Origin of the sequence: Falsiroseomonas selenitidurans (assembly GCF_012103215.1) — a bacterium.
Taxonomy (GTDB): domain Bacteria; phylum Pseudomonadota; class Alphaproteobacteria; order Acetobacterales; family Acetobacteraceae; genus Falsiroseomonas; species Falsiroseomonas selenitidurans.
The window spans coordinates 87,046-107,218 of the sequence record NZ_JAAVNE010000014.1; the positions used below are offsets into that span (position 1 = coordinate 87,046).

16 protein-coding genes are annotated in these 20,173 nt (G+C 69.8%); 13 read left to right on the forward strand and 3 right to left on the reverse strand.

Annotation, left to right across the window (positions count from 1 at the left end):
* Nucleotides 1–4: 4 nt before the first annotated feature.
* From nuoL to HEQ75_RS10900, 10 genes are all read left to right on the forward strand, one after another.
* Nucleotides 5–1,921 (forward strand): NADH-quinone oxidoreductase subunit L, encoded by a 1,917-nt coding sequence (gene nuoL, locus HEQ75_RS10855; RefSeq protein ID WP_168030221.1) that lies wholly within the window; start codon nucleotides 5–7, stop codon nucleotides 1,919–1,921.
* Entirely contained in the window at nucleotides 1,918–3,429 is a 1,512-nt protein-coding gene (locus HEQ75_RS10860; protein WP_168030223.1) for an NADH-quinone oxidoreductase subunit M, read from the forward strand. Before nuoL ends, HEQ75_RS10860 begins: the two co-directional genes overlap by 4 nt.
* Nucleotides 3,430–3,434: 5 nt before the next feature.
* The gene (gene nuoN, locus HEQ75_RS10865) at nucleotides 3,435–4,856 is read left to right on the forward strand and encodes an NADH-quinone oxidoreductase subunit NuoN (protein WP_168030226.1); all 1,422 of its coding nucleotides are present in this window, start codon (nucleotides 3,435–3,437) and stop codon (nucleotides 4,854–4,856) included.
* A 4-nt stretch (nucleotides 4,857–4,860) separates the two neighbouring features.
* A complete protein-coding gene (locus HEQ75_RS10870) occupies nucleotides 4,861–5,598 on the forward strand; it encodes a biotin--[acetyl-CoA-carboxylase] ligase (protein WP_168030228.1) in 738 nt (245 codons plus the stop codon).
* Between the two features lie 6 nt (nucleotides 5,599–5,604).
* Nucleotides 5,605–6,420, forward strand: a complete 816-nt coding sequence (locus HEQ75_RS10875) for a type III pantothenate kinase (RefSeq protein ID WP_168030231.1) — start codon at nucleotides 5,605–5,607, stop codon at nucleotides 6,418–6,420.
* A 106-nt stretch (nucleotides 6,421–6,526) separates the two neighbouring features.
* Nucleotides 6,527–8,164 (forward strand): ribonuclease J, encoded by a 1,638-nt coding sequence (locus tag HEQ75_RS10880; protein ID WP_168030233.1) that lies wholly within the window; start codon nucleotides 6,527–6,529, stop codon nucleotides 8,162–8,164.
* Nucleotides 8,165–8,190: 26 nt separating this feature from the next.
* The gene (locus HEQ75_RS10885; protein WP_168030235.1) at nucleotides 8,191–8,499 is read left to right on the forward strand and encodes a DUF1467 family protein; all 309 of its coding nucleotides are present in this window, start codon (nucleotides 8,191–8,193) and stop codon (nucleotides 8,497–8,499) included.
* Between the two features lie 462 nt (nucleotides 8,500–8,961).
* Nucleotides 8,962–10,266 carry a proline--tRNA ligase gene (gene proS / locus HEQ75_RS10890; protein WP_168030238.1) on the forward strand — a complete coding sequence of 435 codons (1,305 nt, stop codon included), beginning with the start codon at nucleotides 8,962–8,964 and terminating at the stop codon, nucleotides 10,264–10,266.
* A gap of 2 nt (nucleotides 10,267–10,268) precedes the next feature.
* Nucleotides 10,269–11,519 (forward strand): lipoprotein-releasing ABC transporter permease subunit, encoded by a 1,251-nt coding sequence (locus HEQ75_RS10895; protein WP_168030240.1) that lies wholly within the window; start codon nucleotides 10,269–10,271, stop codon nucleotides 11,517–11,519.
* The gene (locus tag HEQ75_RS10900; protein ID WP_168030243.1) at nucleotides 11,512–12,195 is read left to right on the forward strand and encodes an ABC transporter ATP-binding protein; all 684 of its coding nucleotides are present in this window, start codon (nucleotides 11,512–11,514) and stop codon (nucleotides 12,193–12,195) included. Before HEQ75_RS10895 ends, HEQ75_RS10900 begins: the two co-directional genes overlap by 8 nt.
* A gap of 7 nt (nucleotides 12,196–12,202) precedes the next feature.
* Here the strand turns inward: HEQ75_RS10900 and HEQ75_RS10905 are convergent, their stop codons facing one another.
* Nucleotides 12,203–12,670 (reverse strand): nucleoside deaminase, encoded by a 468-nt coding sequence (locus HEQ75_RS10905; protein WP_168030245.1) that lies wholly within the window; start codon nucleotides 12,668–12,670, stop codon nucleotides 12,203–12,205.
* 33 nt (nucleotides 12,671–12,703) lie between these two features.
* Here HEQ75_RS10905 and dnaE point away from each other — a divergent pair, with 33 nt between their 5' ends.
* From dnaE to HEQ75_RS10920, 3 genes are all read left to right on the forward strand, one after another.
* Nucleotides 12,704–16,141 carry a DNA polymerase III subunit alpha gene (gene dnaE, locus HEQ75_RS10910; RefSeq protein ID WP_168030248.1) on the forward strand — a complete coding sequence of 1,146 codons (3,438 nt, stop codon included), beginning with the start codon at nucleotides 12,704–12,706 and terminating at the stop codon, nucleotides 16,139–16,141.
* A gap of 86 nt (nucleotides 16,142–16,227) precedes the next feature.
* Nucleotides 16,228–16,962, forward strand: coding sequence for a hypothetical protein (locus tag HEQ75_RS10915; RefSeq protein ID WP_168030251.1), 735 nt, complete (start codon nucleotides 16,228–16,230; stop codon nucleotides 16,960–16,962).
* 2 nt (nucleotides 16,963–16,964) lie between these two features.
* A complete protein-coding gene (locus HEQ75_RS10920) occupies nucleotides 16,965–18,119 on the forward strand; it encodes a hypothetical protein (protein WP_168030254.1) in 1,155 nt (384 codons plus the stop codon).
* A 22-nt stretch (nucleotides 18,120–18,141) separates the two neighbouring features.
* Here HEQ75_RS10920 and HEQ75_RS10925 read toward each other — a convergent pair whose 3' ends face one another.
* Nucleotides 18,142–19,092: an alpha/beta fold hydrolase gene (locus tag HEQ75_RS10925; protein WP_168030256.1), complete on the reverse strand. Its 951-nt coding sequence runs from the start codon at nucleotides 19,090–19,092 to the stop codon at nucleotides 18,142–18,144.
* 47 nt (nucleotides 19,093–19,139) lie between these two features.
* A complete protein-coding gene (locus tag HEQ75_RS10930; RefSeq protein ID WP_168030260.1) occupies nucleotides 19,140–20,171 on the reverse strand; it encodes a glycosyltransferase in 1,032 nt (343 codons plus the stop codon).
* Nucleotides 20,172–20,173 lie beyond the last annotated feature (2 nt).

The window sequence follows — 20,173 nt, forward strand, 5'->3', positions numbered from 1 at the left end:
GCCCATGTATGTCGGCGCCATCTTCTTCCCGCTCCTCGGCGCGAGCATCGCGGGCTTCCTCGGCCGCTGGATCGGCGACCGGGCCGCGCAATGGGTCACCGTCGCCTGCATGGCGCTGGCGGCCGTCTGCGGCATCGGGGCCTTCGCGCAGGTGGCGCTTGGCAGCCAGCCGCTGGTGCAGCCCATCTTCACCTTCATCGATGTCGGCGGCTTCGAGGTTTCCTGGGCGCTGCGCTACGACACGCTGAGCGTGGTGATGGTGGCCATGGTCACCTTCATCTCCACGCTCATCCACCTGTATTCCGTGGGCTACATGTCGCATGACGCGACCATCCCGCGCTTCTTCGCCTATCTGTCGCTGTTCACCTTCATGATGCTGATGCTGGTGACCGCGGACAACCTGGTGCAGCTGTTCTTCGGCTGGGAAGGCGTGGGCCTCGCGAGCTACCTGCTGATCGGCTACTGGTATGAGCGCGAAAGCGCCAACCGTGCGGCGATGAAGGCCTTCATCGTCAACCGCGTCGGCGACCTGTTCTTCATGCTCGGCCTGGCGCTGACCTTCTGGACCTTCCAGTCGGTGGAGTTCGACACGATCTTCGCCGCGGTGGACCGGGTGCGGGACGCCACCTTCCTCGGCCTGCCCTCGCTCGAGGTGATCGCGCTGCTGCTGTTCCTCGGCGCCTGCGGCAAATCGGCGCAGCTCGGCCTGCACACCTGGCTGCCGGACGCGATGGAAGGGCCGACGCCGGTCTCCGCGCTGATCCATGCGGCGACGATGGTGACCGCCGGCGTCTTCCTGATGGTGCGCATGTCGCCGGTGCTGGAATACGCGCCGAACGTGCTCGCGCTGATCACCATCGTCGGCGCCTCCACCGCCATCTTCGCCGCGACGATCGGCTGCGTGCAGAACGACATCAAGCGGATCATCGCCTATTCCACCTGCTCGCAGCTCGGCTACATGTTCTTCGCGGTGGGGGTGGGCGCCTACCAGGCGGCGATGTTCCACCTGTTCACCCACGCCTTCTTCAAGGCGCTGCTGTTCCTGGGCGCCGGTTCCGTGATCCACGCGATGTCGGACGAACAGGACATCCGCCGCATGGGCGGCATCTGGAAGAAGATCCCGCTCACCTATGTGATGATGTGGGTCGGCTCCCTGGCGCTGGCCGGCGTGCCCTTCTTCGCCGGCTACTACTCCAAGGACATGGTGCTGGAGGTGGCCTATGCGGCGCATAGCGGGGCAGGGACCTACGCCTTCGCCATGGGCCTGCTGGCCGCCTTCCTCACCGCCTTCTATTCCTGGCGCCTGATCATCCTGACCTTCCACGGCGCGCCGCGGGCCGACCACCACACGATGGAGCATGTGCACGAAAGCCCCTGGACCATGGCGGTGCCGCTGCTGGTGCTCTCGGGCGGCGCGGTGGTGACGGGCTTCAGCTTCTACGAGTTCTTCGTCGGCCACCACCAGGCGCATTTCTGGAACGGCGCCATCTTCACCGCCGCGCACAACCAGATCCTGGAACACGCGCACCATGTGCCGGACTGGGTGCCGCTGGCGCCGACGGTGGTGGGCTTGGCCGGCATCGCGCTGGCCTACCTGATGTACATGTTCGTCCCCGCGCTGCCGGGCAAGCTGGCCGGCGCCTTCCCGGCGGTGCACCGCTTCCTGCTGAACAAGTGGTATTTCGACGAGCTGTACGACGCCATCTTCGTCCGCCCGGCGATGCGCATCGCCGATGCGCTGTGGAAAACCGGCGATGCCCGGCTGATCGACGGTATGCCGAACGGCGTCGCCGCCCTGGCGGTGGATGTCGCCGATGGCGCGGTGCGCCTGCAATCCGGCCGCGTGGCCAGCTACGCCTTCACCATGATCATCGGATTGGTCCTGTTCGTGAGCCTGCTCCTGGTGGGGATGCCCCGATGAACGCCGCCGGCTTTCCCCTGCTCAGCCTCGTCACCTTCCTGCCGCTGCTGGGCGCCCTGATCATCATGACGGTGCGGGGCGAGGAGGCGGTGGTCGCCCGCAACGCGCGCTGGACGGCGCTCTGGGCCAGCCTGGTCACGCTCGCGCTGTCGCTGCTGCTCTGGGTGGGCTTCGACCAGACCACCGCGGATTTCCAGTTCGTCGAGCAGGCGGAGTGGCTGCCGGAATTCGGCGTCGGCTACCACATGGGCGTGGACGGCATCTCCGTGCTGTTCATCCTGCTGTCCACCATCCTGACGCCGCTCTGCATCCTGGCCTCCTGGGAAAGCGTGACCACGCGGGTGCGCGAATACATGGTCGCCTTCCTCGTGCTCGAAGCCATGATGATCGGCATGTTCGCGGCGCTGGACTTCGTGCTGTTCTACATCTTCTTCGAAGCCGTGCTGATCCCGATGTTCCTCATCATCGGCATCTGGGGCGGCGCGCGGCGGGTGTACGCGGCGCTGAAGTTCTTCCTCTACACGCTGGCGGGCAGCCTGCTGATGCTGCTGGCGATCCTGGCCGTCTGGTATCACGCCGGCACCACCGACATCCCGACGCTGATGGAAACCGCCTTCCCGCCCTCCATGCAGTTCTGGCTGTTCCTGGCCTTCTTCGCCTCCTTCGCCGTGAAGGTGCCGATGTGGCCGGTGCACACCTGGCTGCCGGATGCGCATGTGGAGGCACCGACCGCGGGCTCCGTCATCCTGGCCGGCGTGCTGCTGAAGATGGGCGCCTATGGCTTCCTGCGCTTCTCCCTGCCGCTGCTGCCCGAAGCCTCCGCGGATTTCGCGCCGCTGATCTTCGCGCTGTCCGTCATCGCCGTGGTCTACACCTCGCTCGTGGCCCTGGCGCAGGAGGACATGAAGAAGCTGATCGCCTATTCCTCCATCGCGCATATGGGCATCGTCACGCTCGGCATCTTCACCTTCACGGCACAGGGCCTGTCGGGCGCGCTGTTCACCATGCTGAGCCATGGCGTCGTCTCCGGCGCGCTGTTCCTCTGCGTCGGCGTGCTCTACGACCGCGTCCATTCGCGGGAGATCGCGCGCTATGGCGGGGTGGCGAAGGTGATGCCGGCCTATGCGCTGGTGTTCATGGTGTTCACCATGGCCTCCGTCGCCCTACCGGGCCTGGCGGGCTTCCCGGGCGAGCTGCTGGTGATCGTCGGTGCCTTCAAGGTCAACCCCTGGGTGGCGCTGGGGGCCGCCATGGGCATGATCCTCGGCGCGGCCTATGCGCTGTACCTCTACCGCCGGGTCATCTTCGGCAAGATCGTGCGGCAGGACCTGAAGGCGCTGCTCGATCTCAGCCCGCGCGAATACGCCACCTTTGCGCCGCTGATCCTGCTGACCCTCTGGATGGGCATCTACCCGTCCTCCTTCCTCAACTTCTTCGAGGCGACGGTGGCCGCGCTGATTGCGCGCCATGAAGCCGCCCTCGGCGCCGCGCGACTGGCTGGGATGTGAGCCCGATGAACTGGACCCTCGCGACCCCGGAAATCCTCCTCGCCCTCGCCGGGTTGCTGGCGCTGGCCGGCGGCGTGATGCCGAAGAAGGAGACCTTCTTCCCCGTCTCCATGGCCGTCATCGGCGCCTTCGTGCTGACCGCGGTGCTGGTGCTGGGGCAGGGGGAAGGCACGGCCTTCGCCGGGCAATATGTGTCGGACGCCTTCAGCCGCTTCGCCAAGGTTCTGATCCTGCTCGGCGCCGCGCTCGGCCTGGTGCTGGCGCTGGACTTCAACGAGAAGGCCGGCATCGGCCGCTTCGAATACGCCGTGCTGATGCTGTTCGCGACGCTCGGCATGATGGTCATGGTCTCGGCCAACGACCTGATGTCGCTGTATATCGGGCTCGAACTGCTGTCCCTCTCGCTCTATGTCATCGCGGCCTTCGACCGCGACAACCCGCGCAGCGCTGAAGCCGGCTTGAAGTATTTCGTGCTGGGCGCCCTGGCCTCCGGCCTGCTGCTGTACGGCGCCTCCCTGGTCTATGGTTTCGCCGGCACCACCAATTTCGACCGCATCGCGGATGCGCTGTCGGGCGATGTGCCGGCCGGCGTCGGGCTGATCGTCGGCCTGGTGTTCGTGCTGGCCGGGCTCTGCTTCAAGATCTCCGCCGTGCCGTTCCACATGTGGACGCCCGACGTGTATGAGGGCGCGCCGACCCCGGTGACGGCCTTCTTCGCCACGGCGCCGAAGGTGGCGGCCATCGCGCTGCTGATGCGCGTGCTGGCCGGGCCCTTTGCCGATGTGGCGGCGCAGTGGCAGCAGGTGATCTGGGTGGCCTCGGTGGGCTCCATGCTGCTCGGCGCCTTCGCCGCCATCGGCCAGCGCAACATCAAGCGGCTGATGGCCTATTCCTCCATCGGCCATGTCGGCTACGCGCTGATGGGGCTGGCGGTGGCCAGCGACAGCGGGCTGCGCGGCGTGCTGGTGTACATGGCGATCTACATGGTCACCTCCGTCGGCACCTTCGCCGTGCTGGTGGCGATGCGCCGCAACGGCCGCGCGCTGGAACAGGTGGACGATTTGGCCGGCATCGGCCGCACGGACCCGGCCATGGCGATGTGGATGGCGGTGTTCATGTTCTCCATGGCCGGCATCCCGCCGCTCGCCGGGTTCTTCGGCAAGCTCTACGTCTTCCTGGCGGCCGTGCAGGGCGGCTACTGGGTGCTGGCCGCGGTCGGCATCGGCACCAGCGTCGTCGCCACCTACTACTACCTGCGCATCATCAAGGTGATGTATTTCGATGCCGGCACCGCGCCGCTGGATGCACGGCCGGCCGGGCTGACGGTGGTGATGTCTGCCACAGGCCTGCTGACGGTGCTGTTCTTCCTGTTCCCGGCGCCGATCATCGCCGCCGCCCAGGCCGCCGTGGCCGCCCTGCTCGGATGACCTCGTGACCGGAGCCGCTGCGCCACCGCCGGGGTGGCGCCTGCGCATCCACGAAAGCCTGCCCTCGACCTCCGACCTGCTGCAGCGCCTGGCCGTCGCCGGAGAGCCGGAAGGGCTGGCCATCATGGCACGCCGGCAGACCGGCGGGCGGGGGCGGGATGGCCGTGCCTGGGAAAGCCCCGCGGGAAACCTCTATCTTTCCCTGCTGCTGCGCCCCGGCGGGCCGGCGCGCGAATCCGGGCAATGGGCGCTACTGGCCGCGGTGGTGATGGCGGAGGGGCTGGCGCGCTTCGCGGGTGACCCCGCCGCGATCCGGGTGAAATGGCCGAACGACGTGCTGCTGGGCGGCGCCAAGCTGGCCGGGGTGCTGTGCGAGGGTGCAACCGCCGCGGATGGCCGGCTGGACTGGTTCATCATGGGCATCGGCGCCAATCTGGCCGCCCCGCCGGCGCTGGCGGACCGGCCGACCGCCGGGCTCGGCGCGGTGCCGCCGGAACAGGTGGCGGTGGCGATGCTGGAGGAACTGGAGCGCTTCCGTGCCGCCTGGCGCGCAGAAGGCTTCGGCGTGGTCCGCGCCGCCTGGATGGCGCGCGGCCCGGCGCCGGATGCGCCGCTGGCGCTGCGCGGCGGCACCAGCGGGCGCTATGCGGGGCTGGCCGAGGATGGCTGCCTGCTGCTGGCCCGGGAAGGGCGCGTGCTGGCCGTCGCGACCGGCGAAGTCGCGGATCGGGAGGCGGATTGAAAGCCCATGCTGCTGGCGGTGGATGCGGGTAACACGAACGTGGTCTTCGCGGTGCATGACGGCACCGAATGGCGGGGCCGCTGGCGCATCCGCACGGATGCGGAACGCACCTCGGACGAATACGCGGTGTGGCTGCTGGCGCTGCTGCAGCATTCCGGCCTGCGCCCCTCCGACATCACCCGCAGCGTGATCGGCACGGTGGTGCCGGCCGCGCTCTATAATCTGCGCCGCCTGTCCCGCGAATGGTTCGACTGTGAGCCGCTGGTCGCCCGCGCCAGCCTCGATTGGGGTTTCGAGATCCGGGTGGACGCGCCGCATGAGGTGGGCGCCGACCGCCTGCTGAACGCGCTGGCGGCGCATCAATCCTATGGCGGGCCGTTGATCGTGATCGATTTCGGCACGGCCACCACCTTCGATGTGGTGGGCCTGGACGGCGCCTATCTGGGCGGCGTCATCGCGCCGGGCATCAATCTGTCGATCGAGGCGCTGCACCGCGCCGCGGCCCGGCTGCCGCGCATCGGCATCGGTCGGCCGCAATCGGTGGTCGGGCGCAATACTGTTGCGGCCATGCAGTCCGGCATCTATTGGGGCTATGTCGGGTTGATCGAGGGCATCGTCGCCCGCATCCGCGCCGAACAGGATGAACGGGCCGCCCGCAAGCTGAAGGTGATCGCGACGGGCGGGCTGGCGCCGCTGTTCGCGGAAGGCACCACGGTGATCGAAACGACCGATCAGGATACAACCTTGGATGGGCTGCGCCTGTTGGCGCTGCGCAACCCAGCCCCCATCTTCACCCGGACCGTGCGGCGCGACGACCCCTGACCTCTCCGCCCCTGGCGCCTGGCTTGGCGACGGGGCGTTGGTTACAGCGGGACGCGCGCGGCACCCCGAGACGATTCACGCTGTAGAACGACTGGAAACAAGATCAATGACTGGTGACCTCGCCTTCATCCCGCTCGGCGGGACGGGGGAAATCGGACTCAACCTCAACGTCTACCGCTGCGATGGGGCGCTGCTCGCGGTGGATTGCGGCCTCGGCTTCGGCGGATCGGAGCATCCGGAGGTCGAGGTGATGGTCCCCGACCCCACCTGGCTGGCCGAACGCCGCGACAAGCTCGTGGCCCTCGTGATCACCCATGCGCATGAGGACCATGTGGGCGCCGTCGCGCATCTGTGGCCGAAGCTGCGTTGCCCCATCCATGCCAGCCCCTTCACCGCCTCCGTCCTGCGACGCAAGCTGGGCGAGGCCGGGCTGGCGCAGCAGGCGGAAATCATCGTCCAGCCGCTGGGCGGGCGCTGGAAGCTGCCGCCCTTCGACCTGGAATTCCTCCGGGTTGCGCACTCGATCCCCGAGCCCCAGGCGCTGGCCATCCGCACCCGGCATGGCACCATCCTGCACACCGGCGACTGGAAGCTGGACCCCAACCCGCTGATCGGCCCGCCGACGGATGAAGCCGCCTTCGGCCGCCTGGGCGACGAGGGCGTGCTGGCCATGGTCTGTGACAGCACCAATGCCATGGTGGAGGGCCATTCGGGCAGCGAGGCGGAGGTGCGGCGCAACATGGCCGCCCTGATCAAGGGGCTGAAGGGCCGCGTCGCGGTGTCCTGCTTCTCCACCAACCTGGCGCGCATCGAATCCATCGCGCTGGCCGCAAAGGGGGCGGGGCGGCAGGTGGCGCTGTTCGGCCGCAGCCTGCGCAACGCTGATGCCTCGGCGCGTGAATGCGGCTATCTGCGCGGCATCGCGCCCTTCCTGAGCGAGGATGAGGCGGAGGACGTGCCGGATGACCGGCTGCTGGTGATCTGCACCGGCAGCCAGGGCGAACCGCGCAGCGCGCTGACCAAGATCGCCGCCGACACCCACCCGCATATCTCGCTCGGCGAGGGGGACACGGTGATCTACTCCTCCCGCATGATCCCGGGGAATGAGCGGGCGATCCTGCGCGTGCAGGACGAGCTCAGCCGGGCCGGCGTGCGGGTGATGACGGCGGATGACCACATGGTCCATGTCTCCGGCCACCCGGCGCGGGACGAGCTGAAGCGGCTGTACCAGCTGGTGCGGCCGAAATACGCCGTGCCGGTGCATGGCGAATGGCGCCACATGAACGAGCACGCGAACCTGGCGGAGACGCTGGGGGCCGTGGCCTATGTGATCGAGGATGGCGACGTGCTGAAGCTGTCGCCCGGCAAGCCGGATGTGCTGGAAAGCGTGCCGGTGGGGCGGCTTGCGATCGACGGCGACCGATTGCTGCGCCTGGACGGCGACGTGCTGGCGGCGCGCAAGAAGATGCTGATGAACGGCGTCATCGTTGCCAGCTTCGTGGTGGACGGCAATGGCCGGGTCCTCGGCAAGCCGCAGATCTCGGCGCCGGGGCTGTTCGAGGAGACGGGCGAGGAATCGGGGCAGATCGCCGCCGACCTGGCCCGCGCCGTGGGTGACCTGCCAGGCAATCTGAAGCGGGAGGATGGGCTGCTGCGGGAAGCCGCGCGCACCGCCGTCCGCAAGGCCGTCGGCCGCCGCCTGCGCAAGCGGCCTGCGGTCGAGGTGCATCTGATGCGGGTCTGAGGCAGCGGGCGGGAAGGGGTTCGGCGATGGGCTGGTTTGCGGGCGCGGTGGTCTACCTGCTGATCTGGTGGACGGCGCTGTTCATCGTGCTGCCCATCGGCACGCGGCCGGTGGATGCGGCGGTGGAGGATGGCGGCTGGCGCGGCGCGCCGGAGAAGCCGCTGCTCGGCCGCAAGCTGATCGGCACCACGGTGCTGGCGGCGATTCTCTGGCTTGGGGTCTGGGGGGTGGTGGAGAGCGGCTGGATCAGCTTCCGGGATGGCTGGTGGGCCTATACCGGCCCGGGCAGCGCGGCGCCCTTGCCGGGGCTCTCCGCTTCGCCTGCACAAAATTAGGGCGGCAAACCCGCCTCCCCGCGGGTGCCGCCCTAAAAACAGCCACATCAGTTTTGGAAGCCTGTTTTTTGGCTTCCGGCAGCGGCGTTTGCTGTTGTGCCGCCTTGGGTGCCGAGGCCAATCTAGGTTCCAGAGAGAGGTTGATCCTCTTTCTGCCGTGTGACTGGCGTTTCCTCCCTAAACTTGGGCCGTACCCTTGCGGGTGCGGCCCTTCTTTTTTAACCGCTCGGCACGGTCTTGCAAGCGTTTTCTTAATGGGCGGGGCGAATTTTCGCTCTTTCCTTGCCCGAATGGCGGGGTCTGCGCAGTTTTGTTGCTGCGGTGCAGCACCCGCCCCAGGGCGCAGATCGCGCGCCGCGCCACCGGCCCGCCGCGGGCGGGAGAATGCCGCCACGCCATCCCTGGCGTCGGCGCCGGCCGGGCACTAGGTTCCCTCACCCTATCCCTTTGAGGAGCCGCGTCTTGCGCCTCTCCCGTGCGTTCCTGCCGACCCTGAAGGAAACCCCGGCCGAGGCGACCATCGCCTCGCACCGCCTCATGCTCCGCGCCGGGCTGGTGCGGCAGACCTCCGCCGGCATCTATGCCTGGCTGCCGCTCGGCTGGCGCGTGCTGCAGAAGATCGAGCAGATCGTGCGGGAGGAGCAGGACCGCGCCGGCGCGCAGGAAATCCTGATGCCGACCATCCAGTCTGCCGAGCTGTGGCGCCAGTCCGGCCGCTACGACGCCTATGGGCCGGAGATGCTGCGCCTGCGCGACCGGCACGACCGGGAGATGCTGTTCGGCCCGACCAATGAGGAGATGGTCACCGACATCTTCCGCGGCTTCGCGAAGAGCTACCGCGATCTTCCCCGGAATCTCTACCATATCCAGTGGAAGTTCCGGGACGAGGTGCGGCCCCGCTTCGGCGTGATGCGCGGGCGCGAATTCCTGATGAAGGACGCCTATTCCTTCGACGTCACCAAGGAAGGCGCCCAGCACAGCTACCGCCAGATGTTCCTGGCCTATCTCCGCACCTTCGCCCGGATGGGGCTGAAGGCGGTGCCGATGCGCGCCGACACCGGCCCGATCGGCGGAAACCTGTCCCATGAATTCATCATCCTGGCCGAGACCGGCGAGTCCCAGGTCTTCGTCAGCCAGGATCTGCTCGACATGAACGCGCTGGAAGGCGCGCCGGACTACCAAGCCGACCTGGCCCCGGCGGTGGATGCCTGGACCAGCCACTACGCCGCCACCGAGGAAATGCACGACCCCGCCGCCTGGGAACAGGTGCCGGAAGCCAAGCGGGTCTCCGCGCGCGGCATCGAGGTCGGCCACATCTTCTATTTCGGCACCAAATACTCCGCGACCATGGGCCTGTCGGTGCAGGGCGCCGATGGCAAGCCGGTGGTGCCGGAGATGGGCAGCTACGGCATCGGCGTCTCCCGCCTGGTCGGCGCCACCATCGAGGCGAACCACGACGAGGCCGGCATCAAATGGCCGGACGCCGTCGCGCCCTTCAAGGCGGTGGTGATCAACCTGAAGCAGGGTGACGCCGCCTGCGACGCGCTGAGCGAGCGGATGTACGCCGCGATCCCCGAGGCGCTGTATGACGACCGCGCCGAGCGCGCCGGCCCGAAATTCGCCGATGCGGACCTGATGGGCCATCCCTGGCAGGTGGTGGTCGGCCCCCGTGGCGCTGCGAATGGCGTGGTCGAGCTCAAGCGCCGTGCCACGGGGGAAAAGATGGAAGTCTCCCCCGAGGATGCTCTGGCAAAAATCCTCGGCTGAGCATGTTCAACGCCTTCGAACGCGCCATCGCCTTCCGCTACCTGCGCGCCCGCAAGGGCGAGCGCTTCGTCTCGGTCATCGCGATCTTCTCGCTCGTCGGCATCGCGCTCGGCGTCGCCACGCTGATCATCGTGATGTCCGTGATGAACGGATTTCGCATCGAATTGCTGGGTCGAATCCTCGGGCTGAACGGCCATCTCGGCGTGCATGGGATCGAACGGCCGATCAGTGACTATGATGCGGTGGCCGGCCGCATCCGCGCCCTGCCCGGCGTGGTCTCCGCCACCCCCATCGTCGAAGGCCAGGTGCTGCTGACCAGCGAGCAGGGCGGCGCCGCCGGCGGCCTGGCCCGCGGCATCAAGCCCGCGGATCTGCGCGCCCGTGGCCTGGTGGCGGAGAACATCCAGGCCGGCTCGCTGGACCGCTTCGAGGGCGAGGATTCCATCGTCATCGGCACGCGCCTGGCGCAGCGGCTGCGCATCACGGTGGGGGATCGCATCACGCTGGTCTCGCCGCAGGGCCGCACCACGGTGTTCGGCACGGTGCCGCGGGTGCGCGCCTATACGGTGGTGGCGCTGTTCCAGGTGGGGATGCAGGAATACGACAGCAGCTTCGTCTTCCTGCCCATGCCGGCGGCGCAGCTGTTCTTCCAGACCGGCGATGCCGCGACGCAGGTGGAGGTCTTCGTCAGCGACCCCACCGCGGTGCGCGCCGTGACGCGGGAGATCCGCGCGGCGCTGTCCGGCACGCCGGTGCGCATCCTGGACTGGCAGGACGCGAATTCCAGCTTCTTCGCTGCGGTGCAGGTGGAACGGAACGTGATGTTCCTGATCCTGACGCTGATCATCATCGTCGCCGCCTTCAACATCGTCTCCTCGCTCATCATGCTGGTGAAGGACAAGGGGCGGGACATCGCGGTGCTGCGCACCATGGGCGCCACGCGCGGGTCCATCCTGCGCGTCTTCCTGCTGTGCGGCGCTTCCGTCGGCGTGCTGGGCACGGTGATCGGCTTCACCGTCGGCCTGGTCTTCTGCCTGAACATCGAGGCCATCCGCCAGGCGATCCAGTCGCTGTCGGGCACCGAGCTGTTCAACGCCGAGGTCTATTTCCTGACCCGCCTCCCGGCGGTGGTGGACCCGAAGGAGGTCGCGCAGGTGGTGGGCATGGGCCTCGGCCTGTCGCTGCTGGCGACAATCTATCCCAGCTGGCGCGCGGCGAAGACGGATCCGGTGGTGGCGCTGCGCAATGAGTGACCCGGCCCCTCTCGAATTGCGCGCCGTCACGCGCCGCTTCAAGACCGAAGCCGGCGCGCTGGAGGTGCTGACCGGCGCCGACCTCACCCTGGCGGCCGGTGAGATCGTGGCGCTGGTTGCGCCCTCCGGCACCGGCAAATCCACCCTGCTGCACCTGGCCGGGCTGCTGGAACGGCCGGATGCGGGCGAGGTGTTCTTCGCCGGCCAGCCCGCCGGCACGCTGGGCGACGATGCGCGCACCGCCATCCGCCGCACCGGCATCGGCTTCGTCTACCAGTTCCACCACCTGCTGCCCGAATTCTCCGCGCTGGAGAACATCGCCCTGCCGCAGATGGCGGCCGGCGTGGCGAAATCGGCCGCCGATGCCCGTGCCCGCAGCCTGCTGGCCGATTTCGGCCTGGCGGGGCGGGAGGCGCATCGCCCCGGCAGGCTTTCGGGTGGCGAGCAGCAGCGGGTGGCCATCGCCCGCGCGCTCGCCAACCGCCCGCGCGTGCTGCTGGCGGACGAGCCCACCGGCAACCTCGATGTCGGCACCTCGGACCGCGTCTTCGCCGAATTGCTGGAAGCCGTGCGCGGGCAGGGGATGGCGGCGCTGATCGCCACGCACAATCCGGACCTGGCGCGGCGCATGGACCGGGTGGTGACCTTGTCCGAAGGGAAAGTGGTGGCTGGCTAGGCAGCGCCTACCACGCCCCCCGATGCGCCACCTCTGCCTCCTCCTCCAGCATCGGCCCCACCACCGCGATCTGCCGCTGGCCGGCGGCAAAAACCTCCCGGCAGGGCAGGTCCAGGGTCAGATTCTCCGGGTGCGGGCCGATCAGCGCCTTCAGGCGGCGCTCTGAAAGCCCGAACACCACCCTTCCGATCCCGGCCCAGTAGATCGCGCCGGCGCACATGGCGCAGGGCTCGGCGCTGGTGAACAGGGTGGCGGCGGCGCGTTGGTCCGGCGACAATTCCAGGCAGGCGCGGGTGGCGATCAGGCGCTCGGCATGGGCGGTGCCGTCGCCGTGCGGGGCAAAGCCGTTGCCCTGCTCCATCAGCACGCGCCCGTCCGAATCGGCCAGCAGCGCGGCGAAGGGGTGCTGGCCCGCCGCACGGGCTTCCCCGGCCAGCGCAATCGCCCGTCGCAGCAGGGTTTCGTCATCCGCCATGCCATGCCCCTCCGCGCATGGTAGGACCGGGCCATGCGCCCCTTCATCCACCTGCACACCCATTCCGCCTACTCGCTCAGCGAGGGGGCGATCAAGGCGGAGAAGCTGCCCGCTCTGGCGCGGGCCGCCGGCATGCCGGCGGTGGCGCTGACCGATTCGGGGAATCTGTTCGGCGCGCTGGAATTCTCCCAGGCCTGCACGGGCAAAGGCATCCAGCCGATCCTGGGCTGCCAGTTCTTCCTCGGCCGCGCGGCGGATGACCAGGGGCGGGACCCGGCGCGGCAGCGGCCGGACCCCATCGTGGCCCTGGCGCGGGATGCGACGGGCTTCGACAACCTGCAGCGCCTGTCCTCCGCCGGGTTCCTCGGCGCCGACATCTCCGGCCTGCCCTGCATCGGGCTGGAGACGCTGGGCGCCCATGCGGCCGGGCTGATCCTGCTGACCGGCGGGACGCTGGGCCCGGTCGGCCGCCTGCTGGCCGAGGGCCGCCGCGACGCGGCCTCCCGCCTGCTGGCGCAGTTGCGAGAGATCTTCGGGCCGGACGACCTGGTGGTGGAATTGCAGCGCCATGGCCTGGCGCAGGAAAAGGTGGTGGAGGCCGGGCTGCTGGCCCTGGCCGAGGAGGCCGGCCTGCCCATCGTCGCCACCAACGACGTGTATTTCGCCGAAGCCGCGATGCATGCCGCGCATGATGCGCTGCTGTGCATCGCCGAGGGCCGCGTGATCGCGGAGCCGGACCGCCGCCGCGTCACCGCCGAACATTTCTTCAAACCGACGGAGGCGATGCGGGCGCTGTTCGCGGACCTGCCGGAGGCCTGCGACAACACGCTGGCGATCGCGCAACGCTGCGCCGTGATGGCGGAATCGAAGAAGCCCGAACTGCCCGTCTGCCCCAAGGTCATGCCCGGCATGACGGAGGCCGAGACCGTCGCCCAGATGGCCCGCACCGGGCTGGAGGGGAGGCTGGACGCGCTGGGCGTGGCTGAGGCCGACCGCGCCGCCTACCGCGACCGCCTGGCCTATGAGCTCACCGTCATCGAGAGCATGGGCTTTTCCGGCTATTTCCTGATCGTCGCCGACTTCATCCAATGGGCGAAGGCGCAGGACATCCCGGTGGGGCCGGGGCGCGGTTCCGGCGCCGGGTCCGTCGCCGCCTGGGCGCTGCTCATCACCGACCTGGACCCGATGCGCTGGGGCCTGCTGTTCGAGCGCTTCCTGAACCCCGAGCGCGTGTCCATGCCGGATTTCGACATCGACTTCTGCCAGGACCGGCGGGACGAGGTGATCGACTACGTGAAGCGCGAATACGGCGCCGATCGCGTGGCGCAGATCATCACCTTCGGCAAGCTGCAGGCCAAGGCGGCGGTGCGCGACGTCGGCCGCGTGATGGGCCTGCCCTATGGCCAGGTGGACCGAATCGCCAGCCTGATCCCCTTCAACCCGGCCAAGCCGGTGACCCTGGGCCAGGCCATCGCGGGCGAGCCGAAGCTGCAGGAGATGCAGCGCGGCGACGAACAGGTGCACCGCCTGCTGGAAGTGGCGCAGGAGCTGGAGGGGCTGTACCGCAACGCCTCCACCCACGCCGCTGGCGTAGTGATCGGCCGGCGGCCGCTGGTGGATATCGTGCCGCTGTACCGCGACCCGCGCAGCCCCTCGCTCATCACCCAGTACTCCATGAAATACGTGGAGCAGGCGAGCCTGGTGAAGTTCGACTTCCTGGGCCTGAAAACCCTCACGGTGCTGCAGCGCGCCGTACAGCTGCTGGCCGGGCAGGGGGTGACGATCGCGCTGGACCGCATCCCGCTGGATGACGCCAAGACCTACGCCATGCTGGCGCGCGGCGATGCGGCGGGGGTGTTCCAGTTCGAAGGCCAGGGCATGCGCGACTGCCTGCGCATGATGCGCCCCGACCGGTTCGAGGATCTGATCGCGGCGGTGTCGCTGTACCGGCCGGGCCCGATGGCGAACATCCCCGCCTATTGCCAGCGCAAGCATGGCGAGCCCTGGGCGGCGCCGCACCCGAAGATGGCGGCGATCGTGGAGGAGACCTACGGCATCCTGGTCTACCAGGAGCAGGTCATGCAGATCAGCCAGGAGCTGGCCGGCTACACGCTGGGCGGCGCCGACCTGCTGCGCCGCGCCATGGGCAAGAAGATCCGCTCCGAGATGGAGGCGCAGCGCAAGATCTTCGTGGAGGGCGCCACCAGGAACGGCGTGCCGGATGCCAAGGCCGGCGAGATCTTCGACCTGATGGAGAAGTTCGCGGAATACGGCTTCAACAAGTCGCACGCCGCCGCCTATGCGCTGGTCAGCTACCAGACCGCCTGGCTGAAGGCGAATTATCCCGTCGCCTTCCTCGCCGCCTCCATGTCGCTCGACCTCGGCAACACGGACAAGCTGGCGGGCCACATGCAGGAGGCGTCGCGCCTCGGCATTCCCGTGCTGCCGCCGGACATCAACCGCAGCGCCGCGGCGTTCAGCATCGAGGCGAAGCAGGACGGCACGCCGGCCATCCGCTTCGCCCTGGCCGCGGTGAAGCGCGTGGGCCTGGCGGCGATGCAGGATCTGGTCGCGGCGCGCGATGCCTCCGCGCCCTTCGCCTCGCTGTCGGATTTCGCCGGGCGCGTCGATCCGAAGCTGCTGAACAAGATGCAGCTGGAAAACCTGGCCCGCGCCGGCGCCTTCGACAGCCTGGAGGGCAACCGCGCCCGCATGGTGCAGGGGGTGGAGCAGGTGCTGCGCGCGGCGCAGGAAGCCGCGGAGCGCCGCGCCAACCCGACGCGCGACATGTTCGGCGCCGAGACCGCCCCGCCGCCGCTGCGCCTGCCGGAGGTGCAGGACTGGCCGGAACTCGAGAAGCTGTCCTTCGAGGCGGAGGCGGTGGGCTTCCACCTCTCGGCGCATCCGCTGGACACCTACAGGAGCGCGCTGGCCAAGCTCCAGGCGGTCTCCTCCGCCCGCATCGAGGAACGCGCCCGCGCCGGGGCGGGGCGGATGAAGCTGGCCGGCACGGTGGTGGCGGTGAAATCCGGCCGCACCAAGTCGGGCAACAAGATGGCCTGGGTCCGCTTCTCCGACGCCGAGGGCAGCTTCGAGGTCACCTTCTTCAGCGAGACCCTGGCCCGCGCCGACGGCCTGCTGGCGGAAGGCACCGCGCTGCTGGTGACCACGGAGGTGCGGCTGGATGGCGACACCGTGCGCCTGACGGCGCAGGAGGTGGAGGCGCTGGACAAGGTGGCGCAGGGCATCGGCCAGGGCATCCGGCTATGGCTGGACCAGACCGCGGCGGTGGACCACATCCGCCAGGTGCTGGCGCGCGAAGGCGGCGGCCGCGGCGAGGTGCGACTGGTGCCCATCACCGGCCCGGGGCAGGAGGTGGAGATCATCCTGCCCGGCCGGTTCAACGTCTCGCCCCGGCTGATGCAGGCGATGAAGGTGCTGCCGGGCGTGTCGGAGGTGGCGGAACTCTGATCCCGCCTCTCGCCTGGCCCCGCGGCCTCGGCTAATTCTGTTGCGCCTTCAGGAGGAGGCTTGTCCTGTCGCACGGCCATCACCCCTTGCTCGACCTCTCTCCCGACCGCCTGGCCGCCACGCTGGCCGAGGCCGGGCTGCAGCACGCGCAGGCCGCCCGGATGCGGGAAGCCGCCGGCCCCTTCCTGGCGCGGCTCGATGCCGATAGCCGGCTGTTCGGCGAATACCTGGTGGAGGAGATCGCCCGTCTCTCCGCCGAGGTACAGGCGATGGCGCAGTTGCAGCAGGCGGAGGCGCTGTCGCGCGCCGAGCGGCTGCGGATCGATCCGCTGCCCTTCATCCCCGCCGCGCGGCAGGATGCCGCCGCCGGCCCGGCGCCGCAGCCCGAATCCGGGCCCTTCGCGGCCGATGTGGCGTCCGAGGATTTCATCGGCTTCGGCTGGTATCCGGCGGAGCCGACCGATGCCGGCGCGCTGCGCTGGTCGGGTGCCGGGCGTTGCGCCACGGTGCAGCTGCCGGGCCTGGGCGGCGGCCAGCTTGCCGTCACCCTGGCGCTGCGCGCGCCCTTCGGCGTGGAACTGGACCTCGGCGAGCAGGATGTCTTCCTCGACGGCATGAAGCTGGAGCTGGAGGTGCTGTCCCGCGACGGCCCGGTTTCCGTCTGCCGCGGCACCGCCATCCTGGGGCCGCTGCCGGCGGGCTCCCGCGTCGCGCTGCTGCTGCAGGGCGCGCGCTACGCCGACCCCGCCACCGGTCCGCTGCGCGACACGCGCCAGCTCGGGCTCGGGCTCGGCTGGGTACGGATCGAGCGCGCGGCCTGAGGATGGCGCGACGCATCCTCGTCACCGGCGACCTGCTGCGGCCGCAGGACAAGGTCTTCAAGCCCTCGCAGAACGGCAACATCCAGTGGTTCCACCGGCTGGTGCGCCGGCCGCTCACCGCGGCCAGCGGCCTGCCGGTGGAGGCGCTGCTCTGGGACGAGCCGGGGCTGGCGCCGCCGGGCGGGGATGTGCAGGGCTTCGACACGCCGGCCTTCTATGCCGCCGCCGGCGCGCAGCCGGATATCGAGGGCTGGATCGGCCTGTTCGATGCCCTTGATCTGCCGCGCGACGCCGCCGCCGCCCTGGCCGCGCCGTTCCGGGAATGCGCCGCGGTGGTGGGGTTCGAGCTGACGGAGTTGCAGAAGCGGCTGTTGACACTGGTCGGCGTGCCCTGGGTGGATGTGAACATCCACCCCTATCGCTTCGGCCCGGACGTGCTGTTCGCCATCGCCACGGACCATCCGGAAATCCTGGCCCGTCTGCTGCCGCACCATGCCGAGGATGCGGATTTCGAGCCCTGGGCGGACCTGTTGGCGGCGACCGCGGTCAAGATGCCGCCGCGCCGCCCGGTGGAGGAGGCGGTGCTGCTGGTCGGCCAGACGCAAGTGGACCGCGCGCTGATCCGCGACGGCCGGTTGCTGGACCTGTCGCATTTCGGCGCCGCGCTGCATGGCGCGATCGGGCCGGAGGCGACGGTGCTGTACAAGCCGCACCCCTACAATGCCGACGGCTTCGGCCTGCACCATGTCGGCCTGCGCCTTTCCCGGATCCGGGAGACGCGGGAGAATGTCTATGTGCTGCTGGCGCAGCCGGGCATCCGCCGCGTGCTCGGCGTCTCCTCCTCGGTCGTGGCGGAGGCGCGCTTCTTCGGCAAGGAGGGCGTCTTCCTCGGCACGCCGCCGATGCGCATCGCCCCTAGCCGCGCCGCGCTGCGGCCGGGGCTGCACGCCAGCGTGGTGGATGCCTGGCTGTCTGCTGATTTCTGGCGCGACCTGCTGGCGCCGGTGCTGGCCGTGACGGCGCGCGACGGCCGCCGCCCGGTGCTGCCGCCGAACGCGCTGCGCACCTCGCTGCGGCAGTTCTGGGGCTGGGACGAGATCTTCTTCCAGCTGCCCTGGGATCTGGCGCAGACCCGGGTGCGCGAACGGGCGGGCTGAAGCCCGCCCGGCCGGCCGCCGCTCAGCCTGCCGCGTAGGGCTTCGGCTCGTCGCCGCTGAAGAAGGGCAGGAAGGCCTCCAGCACCAGGTCGGGGCGCTGTTCGGAGGGGTAGTGGCCGGTCGGGATCGCCCAGCCGCGCAGATCCGGCGCCCAGGGGGCCCAGGCCTCCATCACCGCCAGGTGCCGGCCGACATGGCTGTTGCTGCCCCACAGCGCCAGCACCGGGCAGGCGATGCGCTTGCGGCCAAAATCCTCCCGGTCCATCGCCAGATCGAGGGAGACGGTGGCGCGGTAGTCTTCGCACACCGCATGGATCTGCGCCGGCGTGGTGCAGCGCGCGTATTCGGAGAAGGCCTCGGGCGAGAAGATCGAAAGCCCGACGCCTTTCTTGTTCAGCTTGTAGTTGATGTAATAGTCGAGGTCGGCACAGAGCAGCCGCTCCGGGAAGGGCGCCTTCTGCGCCATGAAGAACCAGTGGTAGCTCTCCAGCCCCCAGCCCAGCGTGATGTTGGACAGCAGGTGGTAGGTCGGCACGATGTCCAACGAGGCCAGCGCGGTGACCTTCTCCGGATGGTCCAGCGCCATGCGGAAGGCGACGCGTGCGCCGCGGTCATGGCCGGCGACGCCGAAGCGGGCGAAGCCCAGCGCCTGCATTACCTCCACCCCGTCCAGCGCCATGGCGCGGAAGGAATAGGCGGCGTGGTCCTCGCCGCCCTCCGGCTTGCCGCTGTCGCCATAGCCGCGCAGGTCGATGGCAACGACGGTGAAGCGCTCGGCCAGCTGTGGCGCCACGCGGTGCCAGCTCACATGCGTCAGCGGGTTGCCGTGGATCAGCAGCAGCGGCGGGCCGGACCCGCCGATGGCGGCCAGGATCTCGGTGCCGGAGGTGGTGATGCGGGTGTGGCGGAAGCCGGGCAGCAGGGCGGCCGCCACCGCGCTGGGCGGCTGCGACTCGGGTCGGGTCTCGGTCATGGGGCGTTGTCCTCCGGCCGGCAGGGTTCGCCGGGCGGAACGGTGGGTCAAGCCGCCAGCAGGCGCAGCAGCGCCGCGGCGCAGGCCGCCAGCCCGGCCGGGCCGTGGGTGGCCTCTGCATGGGCGCGGGCGGCGCGGCCCATCGCCAGGCGCCGCGCATCGTCGGCCAGCAGGGCCTCCGCCGCGTCCTCCAGCGCCGCCATCGGCACCAGCAGCCCGGCTTCCGGCGGGATGCCGCCGAGGATGACCTCCCGCGCTGCCAGCACCGGCAGGCCGCAGCCCATCGCCTCCACCATCGCGCGCGGCAGGCCCTCCGCCGTCGCCGGATGGACCATGATCCGGCTGCGGCGGAGATGCGCGAAGACCTGCGGATGGGGCAGCCGCCCCGGCAGTGTCAGGCGCGCGCCGGCGGGCGCCGCGGCGCGCAGCCCGGCCAGCAGCGGGCCGTCGCCGATGCACACCACGCGGTGCCGCGCCGCCAGGCCGAGCAGCGCCGCCTGGTTCTTCCGCGGCTCGACGAAATTGCCGACATTGGCGATGTCGAAGGCGGCCTCCTCCGCCGCCACCGGGATGCCGGGACCCAGGCGGGCGAGGTCCAGGTGCTTCGGCAGCACCAGCACCCGCCCGGCTTCGGCCAGGGCGGGGAAGTGCCGGGCGCCCTGTTCGGCATATTCCGCCAGCACCGCCTCCGCCCGCGCCACCACGGGGTCCGTCACCCCGCCGCCGATCGCCAGCACCAGGCGGGTGGCGGCCGGCAGGGCCGCCAGCAGGTCGGCATTCACCCGGTAGCCGAGGCCCTTGCACAGCAGCACCTCCGGCGCGAAGGCGGCGACCTCCGCCCGCAGCGCCGCCGCCACCTGCCGGTGCGGGATCTCGGCCGGGTTGTCGGCGCCGCAGAGCACCGCGGGCACGTCGCCCTCCAGCACCAGCCGTTCGGTGCCCGGGTCCGGCTGCAGGCGGAACAGGCAGACCGTCGCGCCCAGCGCCCGCAGCGCCGCGGCGAGCTTCACGTCACGCAGCGGCCCGGCCATGCCGCGCCCGGCATGGGCGATCACCACCGCGATGCGCGGCGGCTTCATGC

Coding starts and splice junctions, on each gene's coding strand:
- HEQ75_RS10895 (WP_168030240.1), top strand. CDS start 10,269: ATGTTCAACGCCTTCGAACGCGCCATCGCCTTCCGCTACCTGCGCGCC.
- dnaE (WP_168030248.1), top strand. CDS start 12,704: ATGCGCCCCTTCATCCACCTGCACACCCATTCCGCCTACTCGCTCAGC.
- HEQ75_RS10885 (WP_168030235.1), top strand. CDS start 8,191: ATGGGCTGGTTTGCGGGCGCGGTGGTCTACCTGCTGATCTGGTGGACG.
- HEQ75_RS10900 (WP_168030243.1), top strand. CDS start 11,512: ATGAGTGACCCGGCCCCTCTCGAATTGCGCGCCGTCACGCGCCGCTTC.
- HEQ75_RS10905 (WP_168030245.1), bottom strand. CDS start 12,670: ATGGCGGATGACGAAACCCTGCTGCGACGGGCGATTGCGCTGGCCGGG.
- HEQ75_RS10925 (WP_168030256.1), bottom strand. CDS start 19,092: ATGACCGAGACCCGACCCGAGTCGCAGCCGCCCAGCGCGGTGGCGGCC.
- HEQ75_RS10860 (WP_168030223.1), top strand. CDS start 1,918: ATGAACGCCGCCGGCTTTCCCCTGCTCAGCCTCGTCACCTTCCTGCCG.
- HEQ75_RS10875 (WP_168030231.1), top strand. CDS start 5,605: ATGCTGCTGGCGGTGGATGCGGGTAACACGAACGTGGTCTTCGCGGTG.
- HEQ75_RS10880 (WP_168030233.1), top strand. CDS start 6,527: ATGACTGGTGACCTCGCCTTCATCCCGCTCGGCGGGACGGGGGAAATC.
- HEQ75_RS10930 (WP_168030260.1), bottom strand. CDS start 20,171: ATGAAGCCGCCGCGCATCGCGGTGGTGATCGCCCATGCCGGGCGCGGC.
- nuoN (WP_168030226.1), top strand. CDS start 3,435: ATGAACTGGACCCTCGCGACCCCGGAAATCCTCCTCGCCCTCGCCGGG.
- nuoL (WP_168030221.1), top strand. CDS start 5: ATGTATGTCGGCGCCATCTTCTTCCCGCTCCTCGGCGCGAGCATCGCG.
- HEQ75_RS10920 (WP_168030254.1), top strand. CDS start 16,965: ATGGCGCGACGCATCCTCGTCACCGGCGACCTGCTGCGGCCGCAGGAC.